Annotated in this window: 9 protein-coding genes; 6 read left to right on the top strand and 3 right to left on the bottom strand. The window is 43.1% G+C overall.

The annotated features are described in order from the left end of the window. Nucleotides 1-219: 219 nt before the first annotated feature. The 6 genes from mce to ACZM60_RS12905 all read left to right on the top strand — a co-directional run bounded on the left by mce (nt 220) and on the right by ACZM60_RS12905 (nt 6,248). The gene (gene mce, locus ACZM60_RS12930) at nt 220-624 is read left to right on the top strand and encodes a methylmalonyl-CoA epimerase (protein ID WP_021971268.1); all 405 of its coding nucleotides are present in this window, start codon (nt 220-222) and stop codon (nt 622-624) included. 186 nt (nt 625-810) lie between these two features. Next, the gene (locus tag ACZM60_RS12925) at nt 811-2,364 is read left to right on the top strand and encodes an acyl-CoA carboxylase subunit beta (protein ID WP_021971269.1); all 1,554 of its coding nucleotides are present in this window, start codon (nt 811-813) and stop codon (nt 2,362-2,364) included. A 42-nt stretch (nt 2,365-2,406) separates the two neighbouring features. Next, nucleotides 2,407-3,336, top strand: a complete 930-nt coding sequence (locus ACZM60_RS12920; RefSeq protein ID WP_021971270.1) for an OadG family transporter subunit — start codon at nt 2,407-2,409, stop codon at nt 3,334-3,336. A 22-nt stretch (nt 3,337-3,358) separates the two neighbouring features. Continuing rightward, on the top strand, nt 3,359-3,787 hold the full coding sequence (locus tag ACZM60_RS12915; protein WP_021971271.1) for an acetyl-CoA carboxylase biotin carboxyl carrier protein: 429 nt from the start codon (nt 3,359-3,361) through the stop codon (nt 3,785-3,787). A gap of 1 nt (nt 3,788) precedes the next feature. Then, nucleotides 3,789-4,949: a sodium ion-translocating decarboxylase subunit beta gene (locus tag ACZM60_RS12910; protein WP_021971272.1), complete on the top strand. Its 1,161-nt coding sequence runs from the start codon at nt 3,789-3,791 to the stop codon at nt 4,947-4,949. 297 nt (nt 4,950-5,246) lie between these two features. Continuing rightward, nucleotides 5,247-6,248, top strand: a complete 1,002-nt coding sequence (locus ACZM60_RS12905) for a cation diffusion facilitator family transporter (protein WP_021971273.1) — start codon at nt 5,247-5,249, stop codon at nt 6,246-6,248. Between the two features lie 70 nt (nt 6,249-6,318). On the opposite strand, the gene ACZM60_RS12900 is transcribed toward ACZM60_RS12905, so the two are convergent. The 3 genes from ACZM60_RS12900 to ACZM60_RS12890 all read right to left on the bottom strand — a co-directional run bounded on the left by ACZM60_RS12900 (nt 6,319) and on the right by ACZM60_RS12890 (nt 13,660). Next, nucleotides 6,319-7,653 (bottom strand): RagB/SusD family nutrient uptake outer membrane protein, encoded by a 1,335-nt coding sequence (locus ACZM60_RS12900; protein WP_489521706.1) that lies wholly within the window; start codon nt 7,651-7,653, stop codon nt 6,319-6,321. Between the two features lie 13 nt (nt 7,654-7,666). Then, nucleotides 7,667-10,936, bottom strand: coding sequence for a SusC/RagA family TonB-linked outer membrane protein (locus ACZM60_RS12895; RefSeq protein ID WP_489521705.1), 3,270 nt, complete (start codon nt 10,934-10,936; stop codon nt 7,667-7,669). 75 nt (nt 10,937-11,011) lie between these two features. Next, on the bottom strand, nt 11,012-13,660 hold the full coding sequence (locus ACZM60_RS12890) for a zinc-dependent metalloprotease (RefSeq protein WP_489521704.1): 2,649 nt from the start codon (nt 13,658-13,660) through the stop codon (nt 11,012-11,014). Nucleotides 13,661-13,824 lie beyond the last annotated feature (164 nt).

The raw sequence follows: 13,824 nt of genomic DNA, 5'->3' as shown, positions 1-13,824 counted from the left end.
TTGTTTCTTTGAAAACAAACCGGATGCATTGCAAGGATACTATATTGAGGACTCAAAACAACTGGCCTTATTCTAAACTTATCCCGAACTCAGGTAAAAAAAGAGTTTATAGCGAAAATAAAATAGGGAAATATTTCTTTATTCTGCACATTTTTGTTTTCTTTGTGCAGTTGATATGAACCAACTTTAGATTTTAATACCATTAAAAACAACTTGATTATGAAAATTTCTCACATCGAACATTTGGGAATTGCTGTAAAAAGCATTGAAGAAGCCCTTCCTTATTATGAAAATGTACTTGGATTGAAATGTTATAATATAGAAACTGTCGAAGATCAGAAAGTGAAAACTGCTTTTCTGAAATGTGGTGAAACGAAAATTGAATTACTTGAACCTACAGGACCTGACAGTACGATTGCTAAGTTTATTGAAAACAGAGGCATGGGAGTTCATCATGTAGCATTTGCTGTTGAAGATGGTGTAGCAAATGCTTTGGCTGAAGCTGAAACAAATGGCATTCGTCTTATTGATAAAGCTCCGAGAAAAGGTGCAGAAGGCTTGAGTATTGCTTTCCTTCATCCGAAATCAACGATGGGGGTATTAACCGAACTTTGTGAAAAATAATTACGGACAATGAATGAAATGGTGAGGACATTGACCGTTTGTTGTCATTCGGAATAAAGAAGTGACGGAGAATTTTGTGAACATTTATGAATGTATGCAAGATTCTTCGTCACTTTGTTGCTTTTAAGCGAAGGTATGTCCGCCGTTGTATGTTGTCATTTACTAATTTAATAAATTTCTAGTACCATGAGTAACCAACTTGAAAAAGTAAAAGAGCTTATCGAACTGCGTGCCCAGGCTCGTTTGGGCGGTGGTGAGAAGGCTATCGAAAAGCAACACGCTAAAGGGAAATATACAGCACGCGAACGTATTGCCATGCTGCTTGACGAAGGTAGTTTTGAAGAAATGGATATGTTCGTAAAACATCGTTGTACTAATTTCGGTATGGATAAGAAACATTATTTGGGCGACGGTGTTGTTACAGGATATGGAACAATTGAAGGACGACTGGTGTATGTCTTTGCACAAGACTTTACCGTATCGGCTGGTTCATTGTCGGAAACCATGTCTCAAAAGATCTGCAAGGTTATGGATATGGCTATGAAGATGGGAGCTCCTTGTATCGGACTGAACGATTCGGGTGGAGCGCGTATTCAGGAAGGTATCAATGCATTGGCTGGATATGCTGAAATTTTCCAGCGCAACATATTGGCTTCTGGAGTAGTTCCTCAGATTTCAGGTATCTTTGGTCCCTGTGCCGGTGGTGCTGTGTATTCTCCTGCCTTGACCGATTTTACCTTGATGATGGAAGGTACTTCGTATATGTTCCTTACTGGCCCGAAGGTGGTAAAGACTGTGACCGGAGAAGATGTTTCACAAGAGGACTTGGGAGGTGCAAGTGTACATTCAACTCGTTCGGGTGTAACTCACTTTACAGCTGCTACTGAAGAAGAAGGTCTTGCTCTGATTCGTAAACTATTAAGCTACATACCTCAGAATAATCTGGAAGAACCTCCTTATGTCGACTGCACAGATCCGATTGACCGTCTGGAAGATTCATTGAATGAAATCATTCCGGATAGCCCGAACAAGGCTTATGATATGTATGAAGTTATCGGAGCAATTGTTGATAATGGTGAGTTCCTCGAAGTACAGCGTGATTTTGCCAAAAATATTATAATAGGTTTTGCTCGTTTCAATGGACAATCGGTAGGTATTGTTGCCAATCAGCCGAAGTTCTTGGCCGGAGTATTGGACTGTAATGCTTCTCGTAAAGCTGCACGTTTTGTTCGTTTCTGCGATGCTTTCAATATTCCTATTGTGTCATTGGTGGATGTTCCGGGATTCCTTCCAGGAACAGGACAAGAATACAATGCTGTTATTTTGCATGGAGCTAAATTGCTTTATGCTTACGGCGAAGCTACTGTACCTAAAGTTACTGTAACTTTACGTAAGTCGTATGGAGGTTCGCATATTGTAATGAGTTGTAAGCAGTTGCGTGGTGATATGAACTACGCATGGCCAACTGCTGAGATTGCTGTAATGGGTGGAGCCGGAGCTGTAGAGGTCTTGTATGCCAAAGAGGCAAAAGAAGCTGCCGATCCGAAAGCGTTCATGGCTGAGAAGGAAGCAGAGTATACTAAATTGTTTGCAAATCCGTATAATGCTGCTAAATATGGTTATATAGACGATGTGATAGAGCCGCGTAATACTCGTTTCCGTATTATTCGTGCTCTGCAGCAGTTACAGACTAAGAAGCTGACGAATCCGGCTAAGAAACACGGAAATATTCCATTGTAATTCGTGGACTATTCGATTATTAACTTTCAACTTAAGAAATCTATGAGAAAAAACAGAATAGGAATATTTCTTTCTTTGCTATTGCTGGTCGGTTTTACTTCTTGTACAGAAACGAAATCGAACAGTAAGCTGGTCATCAATGAAGTACTGGTGGACAATCAGAATAACTTCCAAGATGATTATGGCGTACATAGCGGCTGGATTGAAATATTCAATAAGGCATATAGTACAGCCGATCTTGCCGGGTGCTTGCTGAAAGTGAGTAGTGAACCGGGAGATACCGCTACCTATTTCATTCCGAAAGGCGATGTACTGACCAGCATCAAGCCGCGTCAGCATACACTTTTTTGGGCAGACGGAAATCCGAGACGTGGAACTTTCCATACCAATTTTGTATTGAGTAAGACTAATGCAAACTGGATTGGGTTGTATGACTCTGGTAAAAAGTTACTTGATGAAGTGACGGTTCCAGCCGGAATTTTGAATGGAGATCAGTCGTATGCCAGAGTAGGAGATGCTTCGGCTGAGTGGGAAGTCAAAGGAGCGAGCGCAGACAAATATGTGACTCCGAGTACAAACAATCAGACGATAGAGAGTAATCCTAAGATGGATAAGTTTGAACAACACGACCCCATAGGTATTGGTATGGCTATATCTGCCATGAGTGTTGTCTTTCTGGGACTGATATTGCTTTATATCTGCTTTAAACTGGTTGGTAAGGCTGCCATCAAGTTGCGTAAGCGTAATGCTATGATTGCACACAACATTACCGACAAGCAGGAAGCTAAGGAGAAAGGTTTGGGTGAGGCACCGGGTGAAGTGATTGCTGCTATTTCTATGGCATTGCATGAAGCGCAGGGAGCCGACCATGATGTAGAAGAAACAATCTTGACCATCAGTCGTGTGAAACGTAGTTATTCTCCGTGGAGTTCGAAGATTTATACTTTACGTGAAACTCCACATAAGAAATAATCATCTTAAAATGATAAAAACCATGAAAGAATACAGATATAAAATTAACGGAAACTTGTATAAGGTAACCGTGGGTGACATAGAAGATAACAATGTGCGTGTAGAAGTAAATGGCACGCCATATACCGTAGAATTAGAAAAACAAAATAAGCCGAAAATTAAACCTGTAGTACGTACCGCATCTACCAGTCCGGCTGCTCCTCCTGCTGCCGTGACTCGTCCGGCGAGTGTCGGAAGCAAGGCTGGCATCAAGTCACCGCTTCCTGGTGTAATTCTTGAAATCAAGGTAAAGGAAGGCGACATGGTAAAACGCGGACAAACGTTGCTTATTCTGGAAGCCATGAAGATGGAAAACGATATCAAAGCAGACCGCGATGGTAAAGTTACTTCTATCAAGGTAAGCAAGGGAGAATCTATTCTTGAAGGTACAGACCTTATAATCATCGAGTAATATGGGAGAATTTAGTAGTTTTTTACAAAATAACCTGGCAGACTTCTGGACCTATACTGGTTTTTACAATGCCACTCCGGGACATCTTATTATGATCCTGATAGGTATAGTGTTCATTTATCTTGCCATTGCTAAGGAATTCGAACCGATGTTGCTGATTCCTATCGGATTTGGTATACTTATCGGTAATATTCCGTTCAATATGGAAGCCGGACTGAAAGTAGGTATCTACGAGGAAGGCTCAGTTCTTAACATTTTGTATCAGGGTGTGACTTCCGGATGGTATCCGCCGCTTATCTTTTTAGGCATTGGGGCGATGACGGACTTCTCGGCTCTGATCTCGAATCCGAAACTGATGCTGATTGGTGCGGCTGCTCAGTTTGGTATCTTCGGTGCCTACATGATTGCACTGGAAATCGGTTTCGATCCGATGCAGGCTGCTGCTATTGGTATTATCGGTGGTGCCGATGGTCCGACGGCTATCTTCCTGTCATCGAAGCTGGCACCTAACCTGATGGGAGCAATTGCGGTTTCGGCTTATTCGTATATGGCACTTGTGCCTGTGATACAGCCTCCTGTTATGCGACTGCTGACTACTAAAAAAGAACGTCTTATCCGTATGAAAGCACCTCGTGCCGTATCGCATACAGAAAAGGTGATGTTCCCTATTATCGGTTTGTTGCTTACTTGCTTCCTGGTTCCTTCCGGTTTGCCATTGCTGGGTATGCTGTTCTTCGGTAATCTGCTGAAAGAAAGTGGTGTAACCCGTCGTCTTGCAGAAACAGCCCGTGGTCCGCTGATTGATACAATTACTATTTTGTTAGGACTGACCGTAGGAGCTTCTACTCAGGCATCTGAGTTCTTGACCTGGGATTCTATCAAGATCTTTATTTTGGGAGCGTTGTCATTCTTTATTGCTACTGCTTCTGGAGTGATTTTCGTTAAGATATTCAACTTGGTATTGAAGAAAGAAAATAAGATTAATCCGCTTATCGGTAATGCCGGTGTTTCTGCCGTTCCCGACTCAGCACGTATTTCTCAGGTAGTAGGATTGGAATACGATCCAACTAACTACTTGTTGATGCACGCCATGGGTCCGAATGTTGCTGGAGTAATTGGTTCAGCTGTGGCTGCCGGTATCTTGTTGGGATTCTTGATTTGATAGAAAATTCATAATATAAGCTTTTTAAGATTATCATGCCCTCTGCCTGACTGTGTGAACAGTTTTGGCAGGGGGCATAATTATTAATAGTCTATATTTATGAGATTCCGGTAAAAGTTTCTTTATAATGATTTTAGGAATCATTTTCCTATTTGATGTGTTAATTGTCAATTAAATGAATGATAAATTGTAACATATTGAAATTTAGATTGACTTTAAGCCATCATGTTTTTGTCGGGTTAAAAATAAGTTGTACTTTCGTCCACTCATTTTTCAAACTTCAATCTTTTGAGGATTATGGAACTAACAGAGAATAAATTAAAGCAAAAAGTCCAGCGAAACATACTGATGATATCAGTATTAATTTTGGTGGTTAAGTTCGTCGCGTATTACCTGACCAATTCTGTAGGTGTACTGACGGATGCTATGGAAAGTATAGTCAATGTGGCAGCTGGAACAATAAGTTTGTTCAGCTTGTGCTGGTCGGAAAAGCCTCGGGACACTGATCATCCTTTCGGGCATGGTAAAATAGAACTGATATCGGCTTCTATCGAAGGCATATTGATATCAATTGCCGGAGGAATGATTATTTATGAAGGTATAAAGCGATTGCTTGTACCGGATGAAATTCAAAAGGTAGATATCGGTATTTATATCATTGCAGTATCGGGACTGATTAATTATCTGATGGGGTGGTATAGCATACATATCGGAAAGAAGTATAATTCTATTGCGCTGGTGGCAGGAGGAAAACATTTGCAGTCGGATACTTACTCTACGATTGGTTTGGTAGTAGGATTGATTCTTCTTTATTTTACAAAAATTACCTGGATAGATAGTGCCATGGCACTTATTTTTGGGTCCATCATCATCATAACTGGAATTTCTATTCTGAGAAAGACGACGGACAACTTACTGGATAGAGCAGATATCAATTTGTTGAAAGATCTTGCCGATACACTAAACCGTAACCGAAAACCGGAATGGATTGATATCCATAACGTAAAGGTTTTAAAATCGGGAACTTCTCTGTATATGGATTGTGACCTGACTATCCCCTGGTATTATAACATTGATCAAGGGCATCGCATCGGAGCTCAGTTGCAGAAGGTACTGAACGATAAGTATTCGGAGCATGCTGTACTGAATATTCATTTGGACCCATGTAACATTTTTGAGAGTCCGAAATGTAGCAAATGTCTGTGTACGGATTGTCCGTATCGTAAACAAAAGTTTGATCAGGTTGAGGAAATCAATGTCACGACGTTTATCCGCAATGAAATGGAACGACATGAGTAAGTGACAATTCGATAAATAAAAAAAGAGATGCGATGAAATTCATTCTTCATCGCATCTCTTTTTTTATTTATCAATGAGTTAAGTTCGGATTAGCTGCTATTGCCTCCTTGGGAATTTGAAGCGTATAGCGCGGATCATCCTGCTCCAATACATATTTCTGACCGTCGAGTATCTTTTCGATGCGTGGACGAGTTGTACGGCGTAAGTCGAACCAGCGGTGTCCTTCGAATGCAAGTTCTCGGGCACGTTCGTTCAGAATCTCTTTTATCAGTTCATCTTTACCCATGCTTTCTACAGAAGTTTTCTTTTGGGCATACGCTTCTACCGTATAACGCTTTTCCATAAGTTGCAGCAAACGCTTGCGAGCTTCAGGCAGGTTATCCGATTGTGCTGCTGCTTCTGCACTGTTCAGGTACAATTCGCCTGTACGTATAGTGCAGCGAAATTCAGAATTACCTCCCTTTTTCGATTTGCGGTTACCGTCTTTATCTGCCGGAGCAAAGTATGCATCCGGGCGAAGGTCGCCTTCCTGATACATTGTCAGGAATGAAGGAAGTACAGATACAGCATTCTGATAGTTGTTGTTAATCGTATATTCCAGTGCATTGATTGCTTCTACCGACTGATACTGGTTGGGTAATTTGAATCCGTCTGCCTTGAAATCTTCCAGTTCATTTTTAGTTTTAAGAGCCTCTTCCGCCTGTGCATAAGCATTCTTCCAGTCACCCATGTATAGGTACACACGTGAACGGATAGCCGGAACACATACTTTGGTAAAACGGTAAGAGAGGGTAATGTCATCCCATTTTTCCACGTTTATCAGCTCTTCAGCACTTTTTAAATCTTCCAGAATAGAAGTATACACTTCGCTTACGGTATTGCGGAACAATTGTTTTTCCAGGTCAGTATCCAGTTTCAGTGGAATAGCTTTGGTAGCTGGAGCTCCCGGTTGGGTATAAGGCTGTCCGTGCAGATTCACCAGAATGAAATGCATGTATGCACGCATCAGGTAAGCCTCACCTGTAAGTTGTTCTATTTCGCTTTGACTTCCTTCGGATATTTCATCGTGATGTTCAATGATGAAATTAGCAAAAAACAGTACTTCGTAATAATTAGCCCAGTCAAACGATACGGTAGTTGTAGAAGTTGTCGTACCTTCCCATCGCTCGATAGCTCCATATTTGTCCTGATCGTTTTTATTGCTTACAAACATTTCGTCAGCCCCCATACCGGCAAGTCCCCGGTCTGCCGGGACTGTTGTACAGGCGTTCAGCCATAAAGCACGGTATTCGGCCAGCGTTTGAGGAATCACACTCCCTGTTGGCTGAATATCCAGAAATTTGTCGCAGCCCGTCAAAAAGAAAGTCAGACAGGCAAAAAGCAAGCCAATATATTGTTTTTTCATTGTTCGTTACAAATTAAAAGTTAAGATTCAAACTGAATGTAAATGATTTCGGGATAGGCTGTGCATACGGATTACCCATTGTTTCCGGATCGAGATAATTGTCGTAGCTCGAGCCGAATACGAAGAGATTACGACCTTCCAAAGCCACGGTTGCCTGACTGATACCCAGTTTCTTTATCAAATCGAACGGAAGTTCATATCCCAGACGGATACTTTGTATACGCATGTAGTTCTGTTTCTTCACCCACAAGCTGGAATACGCATACGGGTTTACAGCTCCGTCGAGGAAGAAGTAAGCATCCATGTCCGTATTAGAGTCTACCAGAGCCGGCATCGTACCATTCGGGTTTTCCGGTGTCCAGCGATTCAGAATATCACGGTTCGTATTTTGTCCGCGGTCGAACGACGTAAGTGAGTAGCTGGGCTGTACACGTACATAGCCTCCTGCATTGAAAATACAGTTGATGCCCAGTTCCCATGCCTTATACGTAAACGTATTGTTAAAACCTCCAGTGTAAGGTGAATCGGCTGTTCCTATATATTCATACTTATTTCGGAGTTCTTCGTTGCTCAAGTCGTAAGCTCCAAATCCGAATTCCTGTATTTTAAAGAATTCTTTCATCGATTCCACCTTGCCCGTTTCCTTGTTATAGAATGTCATCTGTCCGTTTTCGTCTATGCCGGCATAAGGGAAAGCAAAGATTGCTCCAGCCGGATAACCTTCACGGCTTGGGTAAGTGGCATCTTCTCGTATAGCTTCTTTCAATACCTTATTCTGGTTGTAGGCAAAGTTGAAAGTTGTAGTCCACATAAACGATTTGGTATGTATGTTTCGTGTAGACAAAGCTATTTCAATACCCTTGTTTGTCATACTTGCCCAGTTGATATTAGTCGAGGTAAATCCTGTTTCCAGCGGAAGCATCTGCATGCCGATCAAGTCTACTCCCTTGCGGCAATAATAGTCTACGCTCAGGTTGATAGCCTGATTCAGGACGGCAAAGTCCATTCCCACGTTTACGGAGTGAGTCTTTTCCCAGCGCAACTTGTCGTTTGGTGCCGAGTTTACCACAATCATGTCTTCCGTGTTTCCCGGAAGGATAGGATTTGCGTTCGACTGATATTTCCCCAGCAGGTATGGAGAAGTGTTCTTGTCGATGTTTCCCTGCAAACCATACGATGCACGGATCACCAGATTATCCATCCACTTCGCATTTTCTGTAAAGGGTTCTTCTGAGATACGCCACAAGGCACTGACCGAATAAAGTGGCAGGTAACGATATTTCTTGTCTACCCCAAACAAGTCGGAACCGTCGAAACGGATACTTCCTCCCAGCGTGTATCGGTTCAGCAGCGAATAAGACATGGTAGAAAAAGCAGATACATAGGCGTTCTCTACATTAGTCTTGGAATGCAAGGGGAAAGCCTGTGATTCGCTGGGGAATACCACCGGCTGGTTGGTCATGGTACGGCGGTCGTACCCGTAGCCCACCGAGTAAAGTGTCGTAGCCCACGTACGACGAAGTTCCGAACCGACCATAATTTCGAATTCGTGAATATCAGCATATGTGTCGCGGTATGTACCCATAGTTTTCCAGGTTACTTGTGAATCCGAATTTTCATAATTCTTGTCGAAACCACCTTTCTTCGGAAGAAAAGAAACTCCGTTGTTACGTCGGTTCTGATGTTCCAGACGCATGGCAAACGATTCCTGGTCGGCAATCTGTTCACGCGAAGTCTTGTCGAGCTGTAATCCCACCTGAGAAGTAATTTTAAAGCGGTCGTCAAAACGAAGTTCTACATCGAAGATGGAAGACAACGAATTGATTGTTGTTTCATTCAAGGTATTCTGTCGTTCTTCAAAGGTGTTGAACAGCAAATCCGAGTTTCCGCTTTGAATATCACTATCGTATACATAATTTCCATCTTTATCGTATGGAGTCAGATACGGATTGGCGATACGGGCATAAAACATCGGGTTGGTAAATCCGTCAGTAGCGAGGTATGAATCGTTGTTGCGGCGGTTCACGAATACCGAAGCGCCAAATTTTAAGATATGGTTCACCTTATAATTGGCTTTCATCACAAGGTTCAGACGGTCGGAAGCCACATTGGGAATATTTCCCTGTTCCTTCGAATATCCCAGTGACGTATAGTAAGTAGCTTTCTCGTTACCGCCCGACAAGCTCAAGTTATATTCCTGACTGAATGCATCCTGTAGCAAGATATCATTCCAGTCGGTATTTATCAGACGCAATGCGTTTATTTCGTTTTGGGCATCTTTCGAGAGGGCATCCCAACCATTTTTCTTGAATGTATCTATTGCATTGTAGCGGTTCAAGATACGGTATACTTCTCCCTTGTCGGCATTCATGGCATAGTTGCTTTTCATCAGCTGCAATTCCAGATCGACCTTTTCCGATGCATTCAGCAGGTTCAGACGGTCGATATTCTGCTGAGGCGACCAGGTGAGGCGGGTACTGAAGTTGATTTTAGTCTTTCCTGCCTTACCGTTTTTAGTCGTTATGACGATTACACCGTTTGCTGCGCGTGCACCATAAATAGCCGTTGCGGCAGCATCTTTCAATACTGTGATGTCGGCAATGTCGGCTGGGTTCAATCCTGCGATGGAAGACTGCTGTACATCATCAATGTTTTTCAGCGATTCCAGACTGGGAATATCAGTTCCTTCCAAAGGAATACCATCGAGTACCCACAGCGGATCCTGCGTTCCGTTCAGCGATGACGTACCACGAATACGGATTTTTACAGGAGAGCCGGGAGCTCCAGAAGTAGCTACGGCAGAAAGTCCGGCAATTTGCCCCGAGAGTGCCTGATCGACGCTCTTTACCGTACCGATACGTTCTTCTGATATATCGATTTTGGAAACGGCCGCAGTCAGCTTACGACGCTCTACCGTCTGGTAACCGGTCACAACCACATCATTCAACATCGTCGATGAAGGTTGCAATGAAACATTATAATGCGTTTGTCCCGGCTTCAGTTCTATTTGTAATGTAGTGTAACCTATATAACTGCATTGCAGTTTTTTTATGCCAGAAGGTACAGAGATGGAGAAGTTTCCGTCGATATCGGTAACGACTCCCAAAGACATCAGGTTGCTTCCGGCTTTTTTCAAGTCGTCTGCAGAAACATATACAGAAACACCGATCAGTGGCTGTTTATCGTCATCAGCAATTACGTTACCGGTAATTACCTTGTCGGCTGCCCATGCTGCACATACGTGCACGATGAGCAGCAAAGTCAATAATAAGGATTTCTTCATTGAAAAAAAATGTTGTTGATTTTGTATTAAATAGTTTAGTATTTGTTTTTGTGCATCGGCACGGGAAGAACGAGATTAGTCGTTCAGTCCCAGTGCTGTATTGATACGAAGAATCATGTCGTCGTAATGATAGCGTGCTGCTGTATCCGATGTGTTGCGTCTTGATTCCAGCAATTTCTTGATACGCAGCAATTCCCCCCGTTTAACTGATATGGCATCTGATATACGATTTACCTGTCCGCCATAGAAACTCAGCTCACGTTTATCCCCCATACGTTCGGCCTGTTCGAAAGTAAATTCATCATGACTGCACCATGGCGTGTGATGAAACAGATACGGATTGCCACTTGTTGCGGTCAGTTGCTTGTTTATTTTTACCCCCTCACTTTCAGCAGCAGCCGTAATCAGTGCATCAAGGAATCCTTTTTGCAAGTTACGCTCCATAACGTCGGGAGTACCTCCCTTAATGGTCGTTGCAAAAATGGAATTATGCATCTTGTCCATCATCTGTACTACGGTAAATGCCTTTTTGCCATTCTTCAACTCATTTTCAAGCATACGCATCAGTCGTTCGTTGGCGAGCAGATCCCAGAAGATATATCCCTGCGTATTTTTCAGAATCTGGCTCGGAGCATATTCTATTACCCCCGTCGGATTTTTGCGCAGCAGGAACGTATAGTCGGAAATCTCTGTATCGAACAGCCAGCGCGGATAGCAAAGTACTTCATTCAGTAGAAAATCGAGTGCAGCTTCCTGCTTTTCCTTTTCTACGTACGTATACGTTTTCACTCCGTCGCCAACTGTAGTATTCTCTATATAAATACCGCCGATATTTGCCATTGCGTGGTACAAGTAATTATTCCATTGCAAGATCACTGCATAATACAGGCGTGAAGCCTCTTCGTAAGTCTGTCCCTTCTCTCCTGTAGTCGTCCACTTGATGATTTCGGGTACGATACGTTTCAGGTTGGCTATGCCCAGTTCCGAAGAACGTACCGGGTCATCTCCCAAATCCTCATTCTGTGCTCTCGGATCGACAGCCGAACGAGGATCCTGTGCTTCACTGTATTTATACAATCGTCCGTTGTGTTTGTTCAGAAAGTTGTATAACACATCCTTTTCTGCTTCCGGAGTAGGCAGACCGTACCAGCGGTAACCGTATTCGATGGCAAAGATATCGTACGGACCGATATGCGGCGACACAGCTGTAACTCCGTCGCCGGGCTGTGCCACGTAATTATAACGGGCATAATCCATGATAGACGATGCTGTAGAATTCATCCGGTCTGTAAAGCTTTTCGAGCGAAGTGAATCCGTAGGGAAGGTCCACGAGCCCATCATGTTATGGCGCAATCCCAGCGAATGTCCTACTTCGTGACAAGCCACAAAACGGATGGCATCTCCCATCATTTCGTCGGGCAGTTTCGTTCCCCGTGCTCTCGGGTCGATGGCACCCGTCTGAACGGTGATCCATTCCTGCACCATCGAGATGACATTGTGCCACCACATGATGTCCGCTTCCAGAATTTCTCCCGAACGCGGGTCGAGAATAGACGGACCCATCGCATTGGCTTTCGACGAAGCCGCATACGTTACAACCGAATAGTTGATGTCATCAGCATTTGCCGCTATGCTGTCGGGCAGTTCCTTGGCTATGATTGCATTTTTGAATCCGGCACGTTCGAAAGCTATCTGCCAGTCTTCTATACCCTGCTTGATATATTTCCGCCAGCGGTAGGGAGTAGAATTTTCAATATAAAATACAATCGGCTTTTCCGGTTCTACGAGTTCTCCGCGCAGATACGCCTCTCGGTCTTCCGGTTTCGGTTCCAGTCGCCAGCGTGTGATGTATTTTTTCTCTTCCGTTTTCTGCTGAGAGTCGCTGAAGTAGAGCAAATCCTTAGTGAAGTATCCCACTTTCGGGTTGTCAAGACGTCCCATCATCGGTTTTTCCGGCAGCAATACAAGCGAAGAACTTACCTCTACAGTAACGTTGACCGACGACATTCCCTCACGCACTTTCGTAGTCAGTTCGGAAGTTGCCACGATGTTGTTGGGGAAAGCCTTTATCGAAATGATGCGTGATAAATCCTTTACCGCCGAAGTGCCCAGATTGATATTATCGAAAACATTGTTGATGCTGGTTTCCGAGCCTTCGTAAATGTCGTTTATCTGAATCAACACCGAAGCAGAATCGGCACTGCAAGCTTCTACTTTGAAATCGTCGATAAGTGGAGATATGAAGTTATCCCGAACCGAGCGGGTTATGGCATCATGTTCGGGCGATTCCGGCAGCGGGCGGCTCTGCCGTACCATGATTTTCTTCGCCTGCTTGTTCCATTCAAAGCGTATCATCTGAGTTTCGTAGTTTGTGCCACGATTTACACCGGCATCATTCAGTTCGAAAGGCACCCTTTGCAATTTGTTCACCACCAGCATGTCACGCTGAAGCAGTGAAACAGGGATTTCAAAATAGTACTTGTCGTCTTGTGCATACACATTGAACATGCCTCGGGCAACGAGATTGCCTTCGGATGCAATTTTTTCAAAGTCGGTTTTACTTACTTCCTCCGTCTTTTCTTTGTTCTTTTTTTTCTTCCACGGAAAAACTTTAGCTTCTGTTGCTGCATTGTAATGGCTTATATTTCCAGCCGATGCACAGACTGGTGCGCACAACAAAGCTCCTGCTAAAGCTCGCAATAGTAGGGGTCTGTTTAGTATCATATAATGTTTAGTTTGAGGTTGTATCAAATTACAAAACTATGAAATTTATATAATTGTTTAGAGGTATTTTAACGTGAGTTCGATGAATTATAACTATTTGTAAATTTGGTGATTAGCGAAAATTGTTGTAACTTTATAGTGTTCAATTACAAAGTATTACAAAC

It is taken from the genome of Phocaeicola sp. (assembly GCF_057861905.1).
Note: the sequence above shows the minus strand (reverse complement) of the source record. Positions and strands in the feature narration are given on the sequence as shown.

What these genes read in the sequence shown, in the direction of transcription:
- ACZM60_RS12910 (WP_021971272.1), top strand. Translation starts at nt 3,789, where the DNA reads ATGGGAGAATTTAGTAGTTTTTTACAAAATAACCTGGCAGACTTCTGG.
- ACZM60_RS12920 (WP_021971270.1), top strand. Translation starts at nt 2,407, where the DNA reads ATGAGAAAAAACAGAATAGGAATATTTCTTTCTTTGCTATTGCTGGTC.
- ACZM60_RS12915 (WP_021971271.1), top strand. Translation starts at nt 3,359, where the DNA reads ATGAAAGAATACAGATATAAAATTAACGGAAACTTGTATAAGGTAACC.
- ACZM60_RS12890 (WP_489521704.1), bottom strand. Translation starts at nt 13,660, where the DNA reads ATGATACTAAACAGACCCCTACTATTGCGAGCTTTAGCAGGAGCTTTG.
- mce (WP_021971268.1), top strand. Translation starts at nt 220, where the DNA reads ATGAAAATTTCTCACATCGAACATTTGGGAATTGCTGTAAAAAGCATT.
- ACZM60_RS12895 (WP_489521705.1), bottom strand. Translation starts at nt 10,936, where the DNA reads ATGAAGAAATCCTTATTATTGACTTTGCTGCTCATCGTGCACGTATGT.
- ACZM60_RS12925 (WP_021971269.1), top strand. Translation starts at nt 811, where the DNA reads ATGAGTAACCAACTTGAAAAAGTAAAAGAGCTTATCGAACTGCGTGCC.
- ACZM60_RS12905 (WP_021971273.1), top strand. Translation starts at nt 5,247, where the DNA reads ATGGAACTAACAGAGAATAAATTAAAGCAAAAAGTCCAGCGAAACATA.
- ACZM60_RS12900 (WP_489521706.1), bottom strand. Translation starts at nt 7,653, where the DNA reads ATGAAAAAACAATATATTGGCTTGCTTTTTGCCTGTCTGACTTTCTTT.